The organism is Kribbella sp. NPDC049174 (genome assembly GCF_043197365.1).
In the GTDB taxonomy this organism is placed as follows: domain Bacteria; phylum Actinomycetota; class Actinomycetes; order Propionibacteriales; family Kribbellaceae; genus Kribbella.
The window spans coordinates 760,457-780,239 of record NZ_JBICSZ010000001.1; the positions used below are offsets into that span (position 1 = coordinate 760,457).

The following is a 19,783-nucleotide window of genomic DNA, read 5'->3' on the forward strand; positions in this document are numbered from 1 at the left end:
GGCAATATAACCCAATCGGCATATAAGCCACACGTCGGGCGCCTGCTGGACCCACAACCGGTCGCCGTCTAGGGGATCGCGACCGCGGCGTCGAACCAGGTGTCCGGGTCGTGGGGGTTCCCGGCCAGTCGCAGGGTCTCGGCGACCTTCCGAAGCTCGTCGAGGTCGGGCTTGGTGGTGAGTCCCTGGATGACGACGGCGACTCCGTTGCCTTCCATCCTGATCGCGGTCTTGGCCGGTTTCGGCCGGTCGAGCGGCTCCCCGAAGGTCAGGTCGGCGACGTACCAGGCCTTCATGCCGTTGATGGTCAGGTCGGGCGGAGGCTGGGGATGCCGCGACATCTGGTTCCAGAACTTGTCGGTGGTGAACCTGATCCGCACGTCGTCCCCGGGCCGGGGCTCGTACGGGCGGTCGAGCTTGGCGCTCCAGCCTTTCAGTTCGCGTGGCCGGAAGCCGGTGGCTGGGTTCCCGTCGCTGAGGTCGATGACGAAGCTCTGCCCGGAGCCTTCCGGCTCACTCGTCGGATTGCGGTAGATGACGCGATCGGATCGCAGACCTTCGGGGACATGGCCGATCTTGACCGGCGATCCGAGGGTCCGCGTCCCCGGTGAGACCGACTTCGCGATGGTCACCGCCAGCGGCACGTTCGCCTCGAACGGAGCGTCGACCTGCGGCACCTTGAGGGTGCCGAGTTCCTGCTGCGAGCTGCAGGTCAGCAGCGCCCACAGGCCGTCGCCCGGTTGCCAGACAACCGTCTGCAGCGGGTTGCCCTGGATGACCCCGAGGTACCCGCGAGGTGCCGGGATGAACGGCCGGTTCGGCGTCCAGCGGACGACCCGGCCCGCCCGGCCGTTGAGGTCTACGCGAGGACTGCCGGCCGGGACCTTTGCCGGGTCGAAGTCGCCGTTGCGGTGCACAGTGAGCACGCATCCGGTGATCCAGGGCCGGCCGGTGAACCCGATCAGCTCGTAGTCCTGGCGATTCGCCGTGTACACGCGCGGATTCAGCTTCATCCCCTTCGGCACCGGCAGGTCGATCCACGGCGTCCAGGCGAGGTTCCGCCGCTCCTGACCGGTCGTGTTCGCCCGGTCGTTCAGGTGGTTCAGCACGAGCGGTCCGGCGATCGCGGCGGTTGCGGTGGCCACCGCTGTGGCGATCACGAGCGGCGTACGGCGCCGGCGTCGTACCGGCCGCAGGGTGTCGAGTTTCGCGAGCAGGTCGTCGGGCGCCGGTGCCGTGCGGCCGAGGTGGTCGAAGGCGGCGCGGAGGTCTTCCTCAGTACGCATGGTTCACTTCCGTGGTCAGCGAAGGGTTGTCGAGCTCGATCCGCAGGGTGGCGAGCGCGCGAGAGGCGTGGGCGCGGACGGTGCCGGGTGAGCAGCCGAGGGTCTCGGCGATCTCGTTGTCGGTCTGTCCGCCGTAGTAGCGCAGCACCAGGACAGCTCGCTGGCGCCGGGGGAGCTTGGCCAGTTCGGTGATCAGTTGGTCCCGGTCGGCGGCCTGATCGGCGGGGTCGGCGGTGTGCTCGGCCGCGATGATCTCGGCCCGCGGCACGTAGCGGGACCATTTGCGTCGCCAGGAGAGGTACTCGTTCACCGCCATCCGCCGCAGGTAGGCGTCCGGGCTGCCGGCCGCGCTGATCCGGGCCCAGTTCCGGTGCGCCTTGATCGCGATGTCCTGAACGATGTCCTCGGCCAGGTGCCCGGATCCGCACAGCGCCGTGGCGAACCGGAGCAACTGCGGCAGACCCGATCGGGTCCACTCGTCGAAGGTCACATCCCCTCCCGGTTCGTCACACGGTCTACACCACTAAAGACGACGATCAGCCCGGATCTGCTGAGTCCAGTTGCTGGGCAATCGATTTCTCATCGACCCGTTCGCGGCCTAAGGTCCCGGGTATGACTCTTGGGAAGCTGTCCGGAATCAGCGCGATCGTCGATGTCGAGACGCGCTCCATCAGTGCGGAGAACCCCACCGGTGAGCCCGGTCAGGGCGGGCGCCGGACCGAGGGGACCGGGGCCAAGGCGGCCCGGGATCTCGGCCAGGGCTGGAAGGTGTCGCCGTCGATCGAGATCGGCCCCGGGGAGACCGCGACCTTGGCGGATATCGCCGGGCCGGGGTGCATCACGCACATCTGGCTCACCACCCACGTCGACAACTGGCGACGGCTGGTCCTGCGCGGCCACTGGGACGGCGACGAGGCGCCCGCGATCGAGACGCCGGTGGGCGACTTCTTCTGCTCCGGCTGGGGCAAGTTCGCCCAGGTCAACTCGCTGCCGGTGGCGGTGAACCCGAACGGCGGCTTCAACAGCTATTGGGAGATGCCGTTCCAGTCGCAGGCCACGCTGACCCTGGAGAACACTCACGACGAGTCGGTGGTGGTGTACTTCCAGGTCGACTACTGGCTGGGCGCCGTACCCGACAACACGGCGTATCTGCATGCGCAATGGCGGCGGAGCAACCCGCTGCCGTCCAAGACCGTGCACACGCTGCTGGACGGCGTCGAGGGGCCGGGCCACTACGTCGGCACGTACGTCGCGTGGGGTGTGAACAGCAGCGGCTGGTGGGGTGAGGGCGAGGTCAAGTTCTACCTCGACGGCGACGAGGAGTTCCCGACCATCTGTGGCACCGGGACCGAGGACTACTTCGGGGGTGCGTGGAACTTCGACGTGCCACACCTCGGCGGCTACACCGAGTTCAGTACGCCGTACCTCGGGATGCCGCAGGTGATCCGGCCGGACGGGCAGTACGCGAGCCAGCAGCGGTTCGGCATGTACCGCTTCCACCTGCCCGACCCGATCCGGTTCCGGGAGAAGCTCCGCGTCGACGTCCAGGCGCTCGGCTGGCGATCCGGCGGCCGCTACCTGCCGCTACAGGACGACATCGCGTCGACAGCGTTCTTCTACTCGGTCAAGACCAGTACGACGCGGCCGCACGTGCCGACCCACGACGCGATGGAGATCTGCTAGGGGATCGGCAGGGGCTTCTCGAGAGCAGCGACGGCGAGGACGACCAGGGCCGAGGTCCAGCCCAGGGGAGCCTCGCCGGCCGGCTGCAGATCGCGATTGACCTTCTCCGGCAGGGCTCCGCTACTGGTGCGGTAGTGGTCCAGCCAGGTCAGCAGTTCACCGGCTGTCGCTCGATCGCCGCGGGCGGCAGCGCTCAACGCGAACATCGCGGTCTGCGGCGTCCACGAGACGCCGTCGGTCCGCCACTCCTCGCCTGGAGTGACACCGCCGTTCGGCTGGGTGAGTACGGCGCGAGCGCGGTCGATGGCCGTGGTGACGATGTCCCGGGCCGGCGCGAAGGGTGGGCCGAGGACGGTGACGATCGCATCGGCGCCGCCGCCCAGCCCGATCGGCTCGAGCCCTGGCTCCAGGAAGCTGACGGCCCGCGCAGGGGTCCGTGGATAGTCCGGCCCGAACTGCCGGTCCGTTGCCTTGGTCAACTTTTCCAAGGCGTCGTTCCAGCGCGCGGCCTCGTCAGCATGACGCAGGTCGGTGGCGATGCCCACCGCGGAGCGCAGGCCGGTCAGCAGCGGAGCGACGGTGCCGAGAGTCAGCTTCGACTCCGGGCGTTCCCAGTAGTCCGGTGACGGTTCGGGGAGGCCGTCCGGTCCGAGCTCGGACACGATCTGGTCGGCGGATTCGCGGACCAGGTCCCAGTACCTGCTGCCGGTCCGGCAGAACCACGTTGCCCAGAGCACCCATCCGGATCCGTCCAGCTGGGGTTCGCGACCGTCCCGGATCGCCTCGCCGCTGTCGGCGTACCGGGCCTCCCAGCGGCCGGTCGAAGGCCTGATGCCGTTGAGGAAGTCCAGCACCCGGCCGGCGGCCGCATCCTGGCCGATCGAGCAGTACGCCGCCGCGACGAACGAAGCGTCTCGCGGCCAGACGAACCGCCACGGGCCGTCCCAGCCGGCCAAGGTGGCGCCGTTGCTCAGTGTCAGCGCGTCGAGATCGGCCACGGCGGCGCCGACCAGTCCGCCGTACGGGCCGTCGAAGGTTGCTGCCGGCACCTTGCGGCCCGGGATGCCCTCGGCGACCAGCTGTGGTTGCGGGTTGCGAGCGAGATTGTTCGCCGTACCGGCGGCCAGGAACGCCAGCAGGACGACGATGACGACGGCCGGGAACCACCCGACCCGCCGTGCACTGTCGTCCCGCATAGCTCCCCCTATTGGGCTAGATGCTGCACTTCCGCCTCGAACTTGCGCCGCGGTGCCAGCTCCACCAGGAACATCGCGGTCAGCACCAAGGCTCCTCCCACCAGCATCCGCCACGTCACGCTCTCCGACCCGAACAGGACCGCGAACGACGACGCGAACACCGGCTCCATCGTCATCGCGATCGCCGCGCGGGTCGGGGTGAGGTGCGCCTGCGCCCAGGTCTGGACGATCAGCGCCATGGCACCGGCGACGAGCGCCATGTAGAAGACGCTGACCCAGTCGCCGCCGGTGGTCGGCAGGGCGAAGCCGCCGGGGAGCGCGCCGATCGCGCAGACGCAGGTGATCACGACCATCTGCAGCGCCGACAGCCCGAAGGCGTTCTGCGGGGTGGACCAGGCGCCGAGACCGATGATGTGCAACGCGTACAGGCCGGCCGAGGCGAGCGTGAGCAGTTCGCCGGTGCCCAGGCTCAGGCCTTGCAGCGACAGGACGCCGAGGCCGACGGTGGCGAGGATCACGGCGACCCAGGCCCAGCGGCCGATCTTGTGCCGCAGGATGACCGCGGCCAGCAGCGGGGTGAAGACGACGTACATGCCGGTGACGAAACCGGACACGCTCGCCGAGGTATGACGCAAGCCCTCGGTCTGGACCAGCTGGGCGATGCCGTAGGTGATGCCGAGGGCAACGGCCCGGCCGCGGTCGAGGCGGCTCAGCCGGCCGATCGCCGGCGGGTGCACCACGATCAGCGCGACCGAGGCGATCAGGAACCGCAACGCCAGGTAGTCGGCGACATCCATCCTGGTGAGGAGGTCCTTGGTCAAAAAGAAAGTGGATCCCCACGCTGCTGCGACCGCGAGCAGGGCCAGCACAGCGAGACGCGGGTGATTCACGCGGCACAGCTAACCAGACGGCTTCGGCAGCCGCCAAAACGTGTCAGAGCACGGTGATGATGACCTGGCTGCCGGGCTTGACCTTCTTGCCGGCGCCCGGGTTCTGCGCCGCGACGATGTTCAGTCCGAGGTTGAACGGCGCCTTCTCCACCTTCACGGTGAAACCCGCCTCGGTGAGGATCCGCTGCGCGTCGGCGAGGTTCTTGCGCTTGACGTTCGGGATCTCCACCAGCGGCGGACCCTTGGACACCACCAGCTGGACCTTGTCCTTGGCGAACAGCGTGCCGCTGTTGGGGGTCTGGCTGATCACCACGCCTTCGGCGACCTTCTCGTCGTACTGGTCGGTGCGTCCGGTCACGAAGCCGAGTTTGCGCAGGGCCTTGTTCGCGTCCCGGTACGACTTCCCGGTCTGGTCCGGGACCGCGATCGGCTTCTTGCCCTTGCTGACCGCGAAGTTGACCGCGCTGCCCGGCTTCACGACCGAGTCGAACTTCGGGCTGAACGCGATCACCCGCCCGGCCGGCACGGTCTCGTTGTACTGCTCGTTGATCTGGCCGGTGATGAGCTTGATCGGGTCCAGCGCCCGCTTCGCCTCCTCCAGCTCCAGTCCGGCGAGTTGCGGCACCCGGTACCGCTCCGGGCCTTTGGAGACGGTGAGACCGATCTCACCGTTCTTCCGGATCCGGTCTCCGGCGGCAGGGTCGGTCGCCATCACGTAACCGTTCGGCACGTCCTCGGAGAAGTCCTGGTTCGCCAGCGTCGTCCGCAGTCCGAGCTTCTCGGCCTCAGTCGCTGCCGCCGCCGGAAGCATGTTCACCAGGCTCGGCGTGGTGGTGTAGCGGTGGATGCCGTAGTACCAGGCCGCCGTACCGATGCCGATCGCAGCCGCCAGGATCGCGATCAGTGCGATCAGCCCGCGGCCCCTGCGCTGCTGAGGCGCTTGAACCCTCGGTGCACCAGTGGGACGTCCGTGCTCCACCGGTACGACGATCGTGTCGTGGCGCAGGACCTGACCGTCGTCCTCGGGAGCGCCACGCGTGTAGCCGTCGTCGTACCCGCTGTCCTGGCGGATCTGCTGGATCGGGATCGTCAGGTCGCCGGTGAGTTCCGGGTCGTCCGGCAGCCCCTCCTCGAGCGCACTGCGCACCCGCCGGACCTGACGGCTCAGCACCCGTGCGTCAGCCGGTCGCAGGTCCCTCTCACGCGCAGTCGCGCGCTGCACGAGCGCATCGACGTACGGCGGGATGCTCGGCTCCTCCAGCGACGGCGCCGGTACGTCGGCATGCACGTGCGCGTAGGCGACCTGGATCGGGGTGTCACCGGAGTGGGGCTTGTTGCCGGTGAGCATCTCGTACAGCAGGATGCCCGAGGAGTACACGTCCGACCGGGCGTCCGCACTGCCGTCGGTGACGAGCTCCGGGGCCAGATAGGACACCGTGCCCATCAGCAGGCCCTGGGTCGCGGTGTTGCCGGTGGCACTGACCGCACGGGCCAGACCGAAGTCTGCGACCTTCACCACACCGTTGTCGGCGATCAGCACGTTCTCGGGCTTGATATCGCGGTGGACGATGCCCGCGTCGTGTGCCGCGGAGAGCGCGGACAGGATCGGTGCGAGGAGATCAAGCGCTCGAGCGGGCGAGAGCGGTGCCTGCTCCCGGATCACGTCCCGGAGGGTCCGGCCGGGCACGTACTCCATCGCCAGGAACAGCGTCCCGTCGTCGTCGCCCTGGTCGAAGACGGCGACCACGTTCGGATGGGAGAGCCGGGCGGCGGCCCGGGCCTCGGCCACGAACCGGCGGGCGAACTGGGCGTCGTCACCGAGCCCGTCGTGCATCACCTTGAGCGCGACCACCCGGTCCAGCCGCGTGTCGAGAGCCTTGTAGACCGTCGCCATCCCACCCTTGGCGACGCGCGCGCCCACGCGGTACCGTCCGTCGAGCACTCGCCCGACGAGGCGGTCGCTGACCTGCGTGTCCACGTCGTCCGTCACTTGCGGTGAGCCGCCTCTCGAAGCCGTCCTGCTCTGAGAGTGTAGATAAGGGCTCAGCGTGACCGTGCCAGGCTCACCGCAGTGATATCAGCTCACCGCAGCGGGTCCCAGCCCCGCTCCAGCTGCGCCTTGATCCGGAGCACGTTCTTCACATAGAGCTTCGTGTCCGGGTACATCCCGTTCCGCTTCACCCCGCCGAGGCCCTGGTAGTACCCGGCGACGGCGATATCCAGCCGGGCGGCGCTGGTGAGCCGGTCCAGCAGCACCACTCCGGCGGTGACGTTGTCCTGCGGCCGGAGCAGGTCCAGGTCCCGCCCGACGATGGAGGAGGCGAACCTGCCGGTCGACGGGATCACCTGCATCGCGCCGACCGCGTTGGCGGGGGAGACCACCCGCTGCTTCCAGCCCGACTCCTGCCAGCTGATCGCCAGGGCCAGCTCCGGGTCGACGCCGTACCGTTTGGAGGTGCTGATGATGAGCGCGCGCATCTGGGCCCGGGTCGGCAGCTTGCGGTTCTTCAGGATCGCGCGATTCCGGTCGGCCTTGGCGACGACGTGGTCGGGGTAGGTGCGGCCGGCGAAGCTGTTGTTCTTCTTCTTGGCCGGTGCGGCCTTCGGGCGGATCTTGACCGGGATCTGCAGCGGTTTGCCGGCGTAGATGTGGTCGCTGCTGCGCAGACCGTTGGCGGCCAGCAGATTCGCCTGGGAGCACTTGTAGCGCTTGGCGATCTTGGACACGGTGTCGCCTGGTTTGACGATATACGTCACCCGGCCGAGCTGTGAGCGCTTGGTCGTCTGCTGGACGGTGGTGCCGCCTTTGCCGGGCACCTTGAGCACCTCGCCGGCGTAGATCGCGTTGCCGTTGCCGGGCAGGCTGTTCAGCGCGACCAGGGTCTTCACCGTGGTGCCGTAGCGGCTCGCGATGTGGCTGAGCGTGTCGCCGTCCTTCACCTGGTACGAGCCGAAGCCCGGTGAGCCGGCGGTGATCACTCCTGCGGTCAGCAACGGCACGGCAATGCCGGTCAGAACACGTACGACGTTACGCATAGTCCATCTCCCCGTGTGAACGTCACTTGACCGTAAGTGCTGATACGGATGTGACAACAGGGGCGAATGGGGTGTTTGTTACGGCTGTAATCCAATGTTGACAATTCAAGGCTGAACTACATGTGTGTAGTTCACAAGCTGCTTGCTCACAGCAACCGAAGGGTCACCGCGCGCTGTGTTGCATCCGGCAACGACTGCTCAGTGGCGGAACCTGCTGCCCAGGAACGGCTTTCCGAGGTCCGGTACGACGCCGGTGCGCACGGTCTCCGCGATGATCTGCGCGGTGATCGGAGTGAGCAGTACGCCGTTGCGGTAGTGCCCGGTCGCCCACAGCAGTCCGTCGAGACCAGACGGTCCCAGAACCGGTGCGTTGTCCGGGGTGGCCGGCCGCAACCCGGCGATCGCCTCCACCAGTTCCAGCTCGTCCGTGATCGGCAGGACGGTCCGCGCATCCCGCAGCAACGAGAACACGCCACCGGCGAGCACCCGAGTGTCGTAGCCCAGCTCGGTGCTGGTGGCACCCACCACGAGCTCACCACCCGGCCGCGGCACGAGGTAGACGGAGAAGCCTCGTGCGGTCGCTCGTACCGTGTGATTCAGCGCGGGCCGGTAGGCCTCAGGCACCCGCAGCCGCAGTACCTCGCCCTTCACTGGACGCACAGGCGGCCGCAGCTCATGCGGTACGCCGTCCAGCTGCCCAGACCACGGCCCTGCCGCCGCAACCACGTGCCCAGCGTGCACGGTGTCCCCGTTGTCCAGTTGTACGCCGACAGCCGTCGTACCAGCTGTGAGGACGTGAGACACGCGCTGCCGGAGCAGAGTGACGCCAGAGACCTCGATAGCGCGGAGGAGTGCGGTCACTGCCTGCCGGTTGTCGACTGAATGGTCGCCAGGGACCCAGACCCCACCGGAGACGCCGGCGGCCAGGAGAGGCTCGCGTTTGCGGGCGTCGCGACCGGACAGCTCTTCGACCTCGAGGCCGAGCCGTCGCTGGTAGTCCGCGAGTCGCCGGAGTGCTGCCGCGTCGTCGACGTCGTACGCGACCGACAACGTCCCTGTCTGGTGCAGACCGGCCGAAAGGCCTGTGACCGCTTGCAGTTCCTCGGCAAAGGCAGGCCAAGCGGCCACGCTGGCCAGGTTGAGGGCGAGCAGGTCGTCCTCGCCGTACTCGACCTCGGTGACCGGGGCCAGCATGCCGGCGGCGACGGCGGAGGTCTGGGTGCCGGGTGTCGGGTCACATACCGTCACCTGGATACCGTCTGCAGCCAGCCGCCACGCGGTGGCGAGACCGATGAGCCCGGCCCCGACCACCACCACATCGGATGTGAGCCCGGTCATGGGGCCTCCCGGTCTCGACTGAGGAGCGGAGAGAGTGCGGTCATGGGGCTCCCGGCCTGGACTGAGGAGCGTAGGGAGCGAAGCGACTGGAGTGACGAGGGAAGGGCGGGAGTCGAAGCCCCATGACCTGCCGCGCCGGAGGCGTGGCGATGTGCACAGCGACTGGAGCGACGAGGGAAGACCGGGAGTCACAGCCCCATGACCCGCCGCGCGGCAGCGCGGCAATCAGTACAGGCATGCCCTAAGGCTACGTCCAGCCGAACATGGCAGGCTGTGCGGTGTGACTGACCACACCGACCGACTCGACGATGCCCGGCTCTACCTCTGCACGGATGCACGAGCGAAGCAGGGCGACCTCGAACAGTTCCTGGATGCCGCACTCGGCGGTGGCGTGGACATCGTGCAGCTGCGCCAGAAGGAGATGGAGGCAGCGGACGAACTGGCCGCGCTGGAGGTCTTCGCGGACGCCTGCAAGCGGCACGGCAAGCTGCTGGCCGTCAACGACCGTGCGGACATCGCCTTCGCCGCGGGAGCCCGGGTACTGCACCTGGGCCAGCGTGACCTCCCTGTGCACGCTGCACGGGCCGTCATCGGTCCGGAGCCGATCATCGGACGCTCCACGCACACGTTCAGCCAGGTGAACGCGGCAGTCACCGAGCAGGGCTCCGACTACTTCTGCGTCGGCCCGACCTGGGAGACCCCGACCAAGCCGGGCCGCCAGGCCGCCGGTCTGGAGCTGGTCTCGTACGCCGCGAGCCGTCCGCAATCGAAGCCGTGGTTCGCGATCGGCGGTATCGATCTCGGCCGGCTCGACCAGGTCGTCGAGGCCGGAGCCACTCGCGTTGTCGTCGTACGCGCGATCACCGAGGCCGACGACCCGGCTGCCGCGGCTGCGGAGTTCAGCCGGCGGTTGCGGGGTGCCGGGTGATCAACAACCCGAAGGCCGCCCGAATCGTCGCCATCGTGGTGATCGCCATGCTGGTGATCACGCTCGCGGCCTCGCTGTTCGGGTGCGCCGCCGCCAAGCCGGCCGCCACCAGCAGCACCGACCCGGACAGCGGTCTGACCTTCGTCGCGGCGGCGGACCTGCCGGGCGAGGCGCGGGACACGTTGAAGCTGATCGACCAGGGCGGACCGTTCCCGTACAGCCGGGACGGCGTGGTGTTCGGGAACTTCGAGAAGATCCTGCCGAAGCAGCACCGCGGCTACTACCGCGAGTACACCGTGAAGACACCGGGGGAGAGCGATCGCGGCGCGCGCCGGATCGTGACCGGGAAGGCCGGCGAGCGTTACTACACCGACGATCACTACAAGTCGTTCCGCCGGATCGCGGCGGACGGGGGGACCGACGGATGACTGACCTGCGCCCGCTGCTGACCAAGGGCCTGCGCCCCGGCGTCTACCGGTGGCACTCCGACGCAGCAGCGAACCAGGTACGACGTGACGTCGCCGGAGCCGGCTGGGACTTCGTCCTGCTGGACACCAGTCAGATCCACGACAAGTCCGGCTTCCTGGACCTGTGTGCGACCGCCTTCGACCTGCCGCGGTGGTTCGGGCGCAACTGGGACGCACTCGCCGACTCGTTGAGCGACCGCTCCACCGGCGAGCCCGAGATCGTGCTCTGGACAGGTCTCCATCACCTGCTCGAGCACGACCACGACACCGTCGACGTCGCGCTGCAGATCCTGACCGAGGACGCCACGGCCTCCGGCCAGCTCCGGGTCCTGATTCAACTCGAGCAAGCCCAGACCCCGGACTTGCTGAGGTCGCTGCCTCAGCTGTGAGGCTTCCGAGTCACCCCCGGAGCCGCTCGGCCAGCACGGACAACTCGTCCACGAACCAGACCGACCGCCCGAGGTTGCTCTCCCGCACCCAGTCGCGCAGCGGCTTGCTGGCGGCCAGCTTGTCCGAGATGTCGCCGACAACGGCCAACCCCATCCGGTAGTTCACGAACTTCTGCGCAATCGCCCCCGCCCAGCCCGTCCGCAACTCGAAGAACTCGTCACCGAGGCTGTCGGCCGCCAGGGCGACCCACGCGGCGTCGTGCTCGTAGTGCGCCTGCGTGATGAGCTGGACGGCGTCGCTGTCGTCGGCCACCCGGGTGTCACTCACGAACACCCGAACCCCGCCTAGTTCCTCAACCACGTCAGCACCTTCTCTGTCTGGGCCGGCAACACGTGCCCGGCGTCCGGTAGCAAGACAGTCGCCTCCGGCAACCGTCGTTTCGTCTCGTGTGAGTCGAGCATCCGATCCCGCCCGCCGACGATGACGAGCAGTTCGAGCTTCTCCAGTTGCTCGTCGGTGAAGATCGGCAACCACACCCGCCGCGGGCGGAAGTGTTCGTGCACCATCAGGGCGAATCGCCCGTACTCCGTTGCGTCCCCGGACGGCAACGGGCCCGCGACCAGCCGCATCGTCTGCAGGATTCCCCACCGCCCGAACGGCAGCAGGAACACCGCAGGCAGGTAGATCAGCGACTTCTGCCGCCCGACCCCACCCGGCGTCAGCAACGCCAGCTTCCGCACCTGTCCCGGTCGCCGGATCGCGTAGTCGAGGGCTAACCACCCGCCGAGCGACGAGGCCACCATCGACACGGACCCGCCGACATACAGACCATCCAGTACGTCGTCCAGCCAGTCGACGTGCGCGTCCAGGGCGGGTCGCACCTCGGCGCTCAGACCGGGTTCACCCAGCAGGTCCACGGCGTGCACGCGGAAGTGCTCGGCCCACGCGACCACATCGCCGATCCACTCGAGCGTCGTACTCGCCGAGCCGTGCAGGAGGACGAGCGGCGGCGCGCCGGCCGGACCGCAGCTGACCACGAACGTGTCGCCCTCGCGGGTCGGCACCAGACGCTGCTCGCTCGGCACCGGCCAGGTTGCGAGCAGCTCGCGATAGCGCTCGTGCAGGACGCGTCGGCTCGCGTCGGACCGGAAAATCATGTGCTCAAAATACCTCAAACATCCCTATCTTGCTAACTATAGGGAACTCTAAGGAACCTGCCGTAGCCTAGAGACCCACGACGTCAAAGGATGCGGATGCCCCAGGAGCTGTATTCGGTCGAGCAGGTGGCGAGCCGGCTCGGCCTGCATGTCCGGACGATCCGGAACTATGTGCGCGACGGCCGGCTGAAGGCCGTCCGGATCGGGAAGCAGTACCGGATCGCGCGCGAGGACCTCGAGGCGTTCACCGGCACCAGCGCCGCCGCACTCGAGGTGGATGAGCAGACCCGGCACGTGGAGGCGTCGAGCATCGTGCACATCGACGCGATCGACCGGGCCGGCGCGGACCGGATCAGCACGCACGTGATGGGCTCGCTCAATCAGAGCGGCATCGGCCGGCTCCGGGTCGAGACCGTGTACGACGAGGACCGCGCCGTACTCAAGGTCATCATCCTCGGCGACCTGGCTCCCACCGCGGAGTTGCTCCGCCTGATCGACATGATGGCCACCCCCTGAAGGGGTGCGGTCAGAGCTGCCGGGAGGTCGCGGCGATGGCCAGGTCGGCCAGGGCTTTGCGGGCGGTGTCGTCGGCCAGCGGAGCGCGGTCGAGGGCATCGAGGGCATCCTCGGTCCGCTCGGTGATCAGGTCCTCGCAGGCCTGCACCGCACGCGAGTCCTGCAGGATCTCGCGCAGCAACTGGATCTCGTCGTCATCCAGGTCCGGCCGCCCGAACAATCGGTCGAACTCGGTCAGCTGCACCTCCGACGCGTGGTCGACCGCGTAGGCGACCAGCACCGTCCGCTTGCCCTCGCGCAGGTCGTCACCGGCCGGCTTCCCGGTCAGCGCAGGATCGCCGAACACACCGAGCAGATCGTCGCGCAACTGGAACGCCTCACCCACGGGCAGCCCGTACGCCGACAGGGCCTCGATCAACCGTCGATCACCGCCGGCCAGCGCCGCGCCGATGTGCAGCGGCCGCTCGACCGTGTACGTCGCCGACTTGTACCGCAGTACCCGCAATGCCTGGTCCATGTCGGACACCCCACTGGCCTGTGCGACCAGGTCGAGATACTGCCCGGCCGTCACTTCGACCCGGACGGCGTCGAAGAACCGGGAGGCCCGGGCCAGTGCGGCCGCGTCGAAGCCGGACGTGTGCAGCATCTCGTCGGCCCAGATCAGGCACAGGTCGCCGAGCAGGATGGCCGCGCCGATGCCGAACCCGACCGGATCGCCGCCGACCCCGGATGCCTCCGAGCGGGCCCGCTGCAACGCCTCGAAGCGGCGATGCGCGGCCGGTGCACCCCGGCGTACGTCGGACGAGTCCATCACGTCGTCGTGCACCAGCGCACTGACGTGCAGCATCTCCAGGCTGGCCGCGGCGGTCAGGATCGGCTGCGCCGACGGTGCTCCTGGGGTTACCTGGCCGCCCGCGGCCCGGAAACCCCAGTAGCAGAAGGCCGGCCGCAGCCGCTTGCCGCCGCTGGTCGCGTCCCGGGCGGCCTGCACCTGCTCGGTCAGCTCCGGCCCGATCGCCTCCAGCCGCTGCTGCTGCAGGTCGAGGAAACCGGTCAGAGCGTGTTGTACCTCGGCCGGGATGTCCACATCGCCATACACGTCTCGGAGCGTAGTCGGTGCGAGCGCGACGGTGGACACCGCGGGTAACCTGTCGCCATGGCGAACGGTCTTCCCTCGACGCTGCCCGGCGGTACGCCGACGATCCGCGAGTTGCTGGCGACCGGCGCCCGTTCCTTCTCGTTCGAGTTCTTCCCGCCGAAGACGCCCGAGGCCGAGGAGGTGCTGTGGCGGTCGATCCGCGAGATCGAGCAGCTGCGGCCGACCTTCGTGTCGATCACGTACGGCGCCGGCGGGACCACCCGGGACGGCACGATCCGGGTCACTGAGCGGGTCGCGCAGGACACCTCGCTCACTCCGCTCGGTCACCTCACCTGTGTCGCTCACTCGCGTGACGAGTTGCGGTCGGTGATCGGTGCGTACGCCGGAGCCGGCGTCCGGAACATGCTGGCGCTGCGCGGCGACCCGCCGGGCGGTCCGAACCAGCCGTGGGTCGCGCACCCGGAGGGCATGAACCACGCGATCGAGCTGGTCGAGCTGATCCGTTCGCTCGGCGACTTCTGTGTCGGCGTGGCGGCGTTCCCCGACAAGCATCCGGAGGCGACCTCGCTGGAGGCCGACGCGCAGGTGCTCGCCGCGAAGGCTGCCGCTGGTGCGGACTACGCGATCACCCAGATGTTCTTCGGTGCCGACGACTACTTCCGGCTGGTCGAGCGCGCGGCCGAGCTGGGCTGCGACATCCCGGTGCTGCCGGGCATCATGCCGGTCACCAACATCAAGCAGATCCAGCGGATGGCGGAGCTGACCGGGATGGCGCTGCCGACCGCGGTCACCGACCGGTTGCTCGCGGTCGAGGACGACCCGGGCGCGGTCCGGGCCGTCGGCATCGCGATCGCCACCGAGCTGTGCGAGCAGCTGCTCGCCGGCGGAGCACCCGGTATCCACTTCATCACGCTGAACAGGTCCACCGCGACGCGTCAGGTGTTCCTCAACCTGAGGTCCACGGTCGTATCCTGACCTGATGGCTGACCCGTCGGATCTGCTGATCGACCGTACTCTCGTCCTGCTCCGCCACTCCAAGGCGGTGCCGCACGAGTCGATGCCGGATCTGGAGCGCCCGCTGTCCGACCGCGGCCGCGCCGACGCGCTCGCGGCCGGCCGCTACCTCGTTGCCCAGGGCATCGAAGCCGACCTGGTCCTGTGCTCACCGTCGCAGCGCACCCGCGAGACCTGGGAGTTCGCCGCCGAGGCCGGCGCGAGCACGAACGACATCTGGTACGACCGCCGCATCTACAACGCCGACACCGTCGAGCTCCTCGACGTCATCCGGGAAGCGCCGTCCGAGGCCCGCACTGTGGTCCTCGTCGGCCACGCACCCGGCATCCCGTGGCTGGCCGACGAGCTGGCCCTCGACGGCACCAGCCCCGAACGCGTCGAGCTCACCCAGAAGTATCCGACCTCCGGCCTGGCCGTCCTCCACCTCACCTGCCGGTGGCCCGACCTGTCCGCCGACGACGCCGACCTCGTCTCGTACGTCGTACCGCGCGGCTAGGGTAGCCAGTTCGTGGTGCTGTTGACGGTGACGAGGCGCTGAGTCGCCCGGGTCAGGACGACGTACAGGGCTCGGACGCCGCCCAGGGTGTCGCTGACGATCCGGTCCGGCTCGACGACGACGACCGCGTCGTACTCGAGGCCCTTCGACTCCAGTGGGCTGACCGCGACGACACGTGGGTCGCCGAGCTCGGCGAGCACCGGGTCGACGGCCGGCCGCAGCTTCGGCGGCACGATCACACCGACCGTGCCCTCGACCAGCTGGAGCAGCTCGACCGCGGTGTCACCCGCGGCCTCGGCGATCTTGCCGTCGTCGACGATCCGGTGCTCGGGTTCCACGCCGGTACGCCGTACCGCGTCAGGCAGATCCGCGTCGGGCAGAGTCCGCCGGATCACCTCACCCGCGAAGGCGTAGATCTCGGCCGAGTTCCGGTAGTTCGTGGACAGCCGGAACGAGTGCCGCTGCAGGTGCGACAGCATCGAGTCCATCGCCGCGCGGGCCTCGTCCGGGTCCGGCCACGAGCTCTGGGCCGGGTCGCCGACGATCGTCCAGCTCGCTTGCGGCCCGCGCCGGGTGACCATCCGCCACTGCATGGGGGAGAGGTCCTGGGCCTCGTCGACCAGGACGTGCGCGTACTCCTCGGGCTCTTCGGCCTCTCTGGCGGCAGCGACCCGGGCTCGCCGCTCCGAGGTGGTGAGCACCTCGTTGACGCCGTCCGACAGACCCTCCAGCCAGTCGAACTCCTCGTCCTTGGCCTCCGAGACGGGTGCGCGACCCAGCAACGTGTTGAGCTCGTCCAGCAGGGCTACGTCGGCGATGGTGAACTCACCGGTGCCGCGGACGGCGGCAGCGAGTGCGTCGACCTCTGCAGGGGTCAGGTCGTTGCGGGCCCACCTCTGCAACCGCCTTGGGTCGCCGAGCCAGCGCAGCACCGCCTCTGGCGTCAGCACCGGCCACCACTGGTTGAAGAACGTCCTGAACGCCGGTGTGTCGGTCACCTGGTCGCCGAAGGCCTCGCGGTCGCCGTACACCCCAGTACGGAGGTCATCGGGGAACCGCTGCCACAGCGCGGCCACCAGACCCTTGCGAGCCTCGGCTCCGGCTCTGTTGCGTGGCGTCCGGCGCAGCGCGTTCCGCCGTACGTTGTCCAGCTGGTTCGCGTCCAGCTCGACCGTGCCTCCACCTAGGAAGACTCGCAGCGTGGTGGGTGCGTTGGGCACGCGGTCGCGGGCAGCACGCGACAGTACGCCGCGCATCCGTAGTGAACCCTTGATCGCGGCCACATCGGCTTCGTCGACCGCAGTGGCCTTGATGCCGTCCACCAGCTCGCCGACGGCCCGCAGGGACACGGTGTTCTCGCCCAGGCTCGGCAGCACTCGCTCGATGTAGGCCATGAACGCGGCGGACGGCCCGACGACCAGTACGCCGCCACGCTCGAACCGCCTGCGGTCGCTGTAGAGCAGGTACGCCGCACGGTGCAGAGCGACCACCGTCTTACCGGTGCCGGGGCCACCGCCGATGACGGTGACACCACGGGCAGGAGCCCGGATCGCCTTGTCCTGCTCGGCCTGGATGGTGGCGACGATGTCGCGCATCGTGTGACCGCGGGCCCTGGACAGGGACGCCATCAGCGCGCCCTCACCCATCACCGGCAGGTCCTCGGGTGCGCGTTCCGGCGCCAGCAGGTCGTCCTCGAGCCCGACGATCCGCGGGCCCTTGTTCCGCAGCACGCGACGCCGGACGACCTTCAGCCGGTCGGTCGCGGTGGCGCGGTAGAACGGCTCGGCGGCCGGAGCGCGCCAGTCGATCACGAGCGGTTCGTACTCCGCGTCGCGGACACCGATCCGGCCGACGTACAGCTTGTCCAGACCGGCAGCGGTCTCGGCGGCCGGCTGGTCGTCGCCCTGGTCGGCGTCGAGCCGGCCGAAGACGAGACCCTCGTGCTCGGCGTCCAGCTCGGCGATCCGCCGGGCCGCCGCGAACACCAGCACGTCCCGCTCGTACAGACCGGTCTGCTCCTCCTCGCGGACTCGGCCGACGTTCTGCGCCTGTCCGCGTTGGTGCCCTTCGACCGCGATCCGCGACGCTGACCGGGCGGCCTCGGCGACCCGGTCGTAGACCCGGTCGACGTGTTGCTGCTCTGCCGCCAGTTCAGCGCGCTCGACGTTCTCGTGATCGGCCGACGTGGGGGATTGATCCACCGAGGTCCTCTCTACTGCCGGGCAGCTCGCCCGACACGCAACACATGAACGCTCAATCCTACGTGGGCGGGGTAGCGCAACCCCACCCGGTCTCAGGCCTTCCCGACCGCGTCCGCCACGATCGCCGCGCCCAGAGTGGTCGCCGGTACGCCGGAGCCCGGGTGAGCACCCGCACCCACGCAGTACAGGCCCTTGATCGGGGAGACGTTGGCAGCACGCCGGCGGGCCGTCCGGTAGCCCTCCCAGGCCACACCGGCCCACCAGGACGGGGACGTCTGCCGCGACACCACCTTGTCCCGGATGTGCAGGCCACGCGCGACCAGCAGGTCCAGTACGTCGTCAGTCGGATAGCCGTGCACCAGCACCGACCACGCCTGATGCCCAGCCGGTGCCTGTCCACCGGCTCGCACGACGACAGTCGGCGTGCCGTGCAGCACAGTCTCGAACGGCAAGGTCGGCAGCGGCTCCCGCAGTCCCAGGTGTACGACGTACGCCGCCTGGGCCTGGTGTGTCGCCTGCACCTGCTTGCGCACCTTCTTGGCCGCGCGGTCGTCCACCAGTTGCCCGTAGAGCTCACGCGGGTCGATGTCGCTCACCACGATGTCCGCCGCCAGCACGGTCCCGTCAGCCAGCCGTACTCCGGTCACACTGCCGTCAGACGTGGTGACGGCGACCACCTCGGCCCCAGTCCGTACGTCGATCTTCCGCTCGCTCGCCCGTTGCGCGAGAGCATCCGCGAGTGCGCCGAAACCACCGTCGATCGTCCACCGGCCGAAGGTGCGCTCCAGATACGACCACACGCCGACGTACCCGGGGGTGAGCTTCGCGTCCGATCCACCTTGGGCTGCGTAGTGCCGCAGTACCGCACGAGCCCGGTCGTCATCCAGTTGGCGTTGTGCGACCCGCTCCAGCGACTGCCACGGCTTGAGTGACCTGATGGCACCCAGTGGAAGCCTGTCCTTGAGTGGCGGCTCCAGTGACGTCTTACGCAGTACCTGCCAGGTCTCGCCGTACCCGTCGACCAATGAGGTCCACTGTTGGGCCGCCTTGTCGCCGGCCAGAGCTGACCACGCCTGCGCCTGCTCACCCCGATCGGTGATCGGTAGGTCGAGTACGGAGCCGTCAGCGAACATGTGCCGCCGGGGCTCGGTCACCGGCTCCAGTTGGACCAGGCTCTCGATCGGGCGACCACTCTTGCGGAACAGGTCGCGCAGTGCGGCCGGGAGCGTCGTACTGGCCGCTCCCGCGTCCCAACTGAACCCGTCTGCCTCGATCCGGCCGAGGACTCCGCCGAGGCGTTCGTCCCGCTCGCAGATGGTGACCTGATGGCCGAGCTTGGCCAGCCGGACGGCACTGGCGAGACCGGCCAGACCGGCCCCGATGACGATCACACGGGCCATCAGACGACTCTGGTCCCAGTCGCCGGGTCGCCGCGTTTCTCCCGCCAGGCCTTGAACCTGAAGTAGCCACGCTTGATGAACCGGAAGGCGACGTACACGCCGATCAGGCCGAGCAGCAGCAGAATGCCGGCGATGACGAGCGCGACCTCGGGATGGAACGCGGCCAGTGCAACCACACTGACGACGGCGATGTCCTCACCGGACGACGCGGCGATGTTGGTGACCGGCTCGGGGGAGGTGTTGATCGCGAGTCGCAGACTCGACTTCACCGCGTGCGAGAGCAGCGCGACCAGGCCACCGGTGGTGGCGATCACGGCCTGCTCCAGCGTGCTCGCCTCGCCGGACAGCAGCGCGGCGACGATCGCACCGACGGTCGGCCGGATCACCGTGGAGATCGCGTCCCAGGCCGAGTCGATGTACGGGATCTTGTCGGCGACGAACTCGAAGGCGAACAGAACACCCGCTGCGATCAGAACGGCGTTGCTGGTCAGTGCGGTCGGGACGTCGTCGGCTCCGGCGAACCGGCCGAGCAGACCGAGAATCAGCACGCACGCGTAGGCGTTGATACCGCTCGCCCAGCCTGACGTGAACGCCAACGGCAACGCTTCCATGTGTCCTGCTCCGTAACCCTCAGTCGCCACCCCGTGCGACGACCCGTGTTGTCATTATCGAACGTCTCGCAGCGA

The 19,783-nt window shown here is 68.8% G+C and carries 20 protein-coding genes; 7 read left to right on the top strand and 13 right to left on the bottom strand.

Going from position 1 to position 19,783, the window contains the following annotated elements; genetic code table 11:
- Positions 1-68: 68 nt before the first annotated feature.
- Positions 69-1,286 (bottom strand): hypothetical protein, encoded by a 1,218-nt coding sequence (locus ACGFIF_RS03500; protein WP_393150975.1) that lies wholly within the window; start codon positions 1,284-1,286, stop codon positions 69-71.
- Positions 1,276-1,776, bottom strand: a complete 501-nt coding sequence (locus tag ACGFIF_RS03505; RefSeq protein ID WP_393150977.1) for a SigE family RNA polymerase sigma factor — start codon at positions 1,774-1,776, stop codon at positions 1,276-1,278. The genes ACGFIF_RS03500 and ACGFIF_RS03505 overlap by 11 nt, the downstream gene beginning before the upstream one ends.
- A gap of 122 nt (positions 1,777-1,898) precedes the next feature.
- On the opposite strand from ACGFIF_RS03505, the gene ACGFIF_RS03510 reads away from it, so the two are divergent.
- The gene (locus tag ACGFIF_RS03510) at positions 1,899-2,969 is read left to right on the top strand and encodes a glycoside hydrolase family 172 protein (protein ID WP_393150979.1); all 1,071 of its coding nucleotides are present in this window, start codon (positions 1,899-1,901) and stop codon (positions 2,967-2,969) included.
- Here ACGFIF_RS03510 and ACGFIF_RS03515 read toward each other — a convergent pair.
- From ACGFIF_RS03515 to thiO, 5 genes are all read right to left on the bottom strand, one after another.
- Entirely contained in the window at positions 2,966-4,165 is a 1,200-nt protein-coding gene (locus ACGFIF_RS03515) for a glucoamylase (protein ID WP_393150981.1), read from the bottom strand. The two genes, ACGFIF_RS03510 and ACGFIF_RS03515, sit on opposite strands and share 4 nt — an antisense overlap.
- 8 nt (positions 4,166-4,173) lie before the next feature.
- Positions 4,174-4,986 (bottom strand): DMT family transporter, encoded by an 813-nt coding sequence (locus ACGFIF_RS03520; protein ID WP_393150983.1) that lies wholly within the window; start codon positions 4,984-4,986, stop codon positions 4,174-4,176.
- 112 nt (positions 4,987-5,098) lie between these two features.
- Positions 5,099-7,045: a Stk1 family PASTA domain-containing Ser/Thr kinase gene (gene pknB, locus ACGFIF_RS03525; protein ID WP_393150985.1), complete on the bottom strand. Its 1,947-nt coding sequence runs from the start codon at positions 7,043-7,045 to the stop codon at positions 5,099-5,101.
- 92 nt (positions 7,046-7,137) lie between these two features.
- A complete protein-coding gene (locus ACGFIF_RS03530; RefSeq protein ID WP_393150987.1) occupies positions 7,138-8,091 on the bottom strand; it encodes a LysM peptidoglycan-binding domain-containing protein in 954 nt (317 codons plus the stop codon).
- Between the two features lie 198 nt (positions 8,092-8,289).
- Positions 8,290-9,429, bottom strand: coding sequence for a glycine oxidase ThiO (gene thiO, locus ACGFIF_RS03535; protein ID WP_393150989.1), 1,140 nt, complete (start codon positions 9,427-9,429; stop codon positions 8,290-8,292).
- Positions 9,430-9,709: 280 nt separating this feature from the next.
- On the opposite strand from thiO, the gene thiE reads away from it, so the two are divergent.
- Genes thiE through ACGFIF_RS03550 form a run of 3 tightly spaced genes read left to right on the top strand, consistent with a single transcriptional unit; the run spans position 9,710 to position 11,213 of the window.
- Positions 9,710-10,357: a thiamine phosphate synthase gene (gene thiE, locus ACGFIF_RS03540; protein WP_393150991.1), complete on the top strand. Its 648-nt coding sequence runs from the start codon at positions 9,710-9,712 to the stop codon at positions 10,355-10,357.
- The gene (locus tag ACGFIF_RS03545; RefSeq protein WP_393150993.1) at positions 10,354-10,785 is read left to right on the top strand and encodes a ribonuclease domain-containing protein; all 432 of its coding nucleotides are present in this window, start codon (positions 10,354-10,356) and stop codon (positions 10,783-10,785) included. The genes thiE and ACGFIF_RS03545 overlap by 4 nt, the downstream gene beginning before the upstream one ends.
- On the top strand, positions 10,782-11,213 hold the full coding sequence (locus tag ACGFIF_RS03550; protein ID WP_393150995.1) for a barstar family protein: 432 nt from the start codon (positions 10,782-10,784) through the stop codon (positions 11,211-11,213). Before ACGFIF_RS03545 ends, ACGFIF_RS03550 begins: the two co-directional genes overlap by 4 nt.
- Before the next feature lie 10 nt (positions 11,214-11,223).
- Here ACGFIF_RS03550 and ACGFIF_RS03555 read toward each other — a convergent pair whose 3' ends face one another.
- Complete coding sequence (locus ACGFIF_RS03555) at positions 11,224-11,574, bottom strand: DUF4180 domain-containing protein (RefSeq protein ID WP_393150997.1); 351 nt, start codon at positions 11,572-11,574, stop codon at positions 11,224-11,226.
- Positions 11,559-12,371, bottom strand: coding sequence for an alpha/beta fold hydrolase (locus ACGFIF_RS03560; protein ID WP_393150999.1), 813 nt, complete (start codon positions 12,369-12,371; stop codon positions 11,559-11,561). Before ACGFIF_RS03560 ends, ACGFIF_RS03555 begins: the two co-directional genes overlap by 16 nt.
- 96 nt (positions 12,372-12,467) lie before the next feature.
- Between ACGFIF_RS03560 and ACGFIF_RS03565 the strand changes: the two genes are divergently transcribed.
- On the top strand, positions 12,468-12,887 hold the full coding sequence (locus ACGFIF_RS03565; protein WP_393151001.1) for a helix-turn-helix domain-containing protein: 420 nt from the start codon (positions 12,468-12,470) through the stop codon (positions 12,885-12,887).
- Between the two features lie 10 nt (positions 12,888-12,897).
- Here the strand turns inward: ACGFIF_RS03565 and ACGFIF_RS03570 are convergent, their stop codons facing one another.
- Complete coding sequence (locus ACGFIF_RS03570; RefSeq protein ID WP_393151003.1) at positions 12,898-13,986, bottom strand: polyprenyl synthetase family protein; 1,089 nt, start codon at positions 13,984-13,986, stop codon at positions 12,898-12,900.
- Positions 13,987-14,043: 57 nt separating this feature from the next.
- Here ACGFIF_RS03570 and metF point away from each other — a divergent pair, with 57 nt between their 5' ends.
- Both metF and ACGFIF_RS03580 read left to right on the top strand, forming a co-directional pair.
- Positions 14,044-14,961: a methylenetetrahydrofolate reductase [NAD(P)H] gene (gene metF, locus ACGFIF_RS03575; RefSeq protein WP_393151005.1), complete on the top strand. Its 918-nt coding sequence runs from the start codon at positions 14,044-14,046 to the stop codon at positions 14,959-14,961.
- Between the two features lie 4 nt (positions 14,962-14,965).
- Positions 14,966-15,496 (top strand): SixA phosphatase family protein, encoded by a 531-nt coding sequence (locus tag ACGFIF_RS03580; RefSeq protein ID WP_393151007.1) that lies wholly within the window; start codon positions 14,966-14,968, stop codon positions 15,494-15,496.
- Here the strand turns inward: ACGFIF_RS03580 and ACGFIF_RS03585 are convergent.
- From ACGFIF_RS03585 to ACGFIF_RS03595, 3 genes are all read right to left on the bottom strand, one after another.
- Positions 15,493-17,697 carry a HelD family protein gene (locus ACGFIF_RS03585; protein ID WP_393151009.1) on the bottom strand — a complete coding sequence of 735 codons (2,205 nt, stop codon included), beginning with the start codon at positions 17,695-17,697 and terminating at the stop codon, positions 15,493-15,495. The two genes, ACGFIF_RS03580 and ACGFIF_RS03585, sit on opposite strands and share 4 nt — an antisense overlap.
- Positions 17,698-17,789: 92 nt before the next feature.
- On the bottom strand, positions 17,790-19,097 hold the full coding sequence (locus ACGFIF_RS03590; RefSeq protein WP_393151011.1) for a phytoene desaturase family protein: 1,308 nt from the start codon (positions 19,095-19,097) through the stop codon (positions 17,790-17,792).
- Entirely contained in the window at positions 19,097-19,708 is a 612-nt protein-coding gene (locus tag ACGFIF_RS03595; protein WP_393151013.1) for a DUF4126 domain-containing protein, read from the bottom strand. Before ACGFIF_RS03595 ends, ACGFIF_RS03590 begins: the two co-directional genes overlap by 1 nt.
- Positions 19,709-19,783 lie beyond the last annotated feature (75 nt).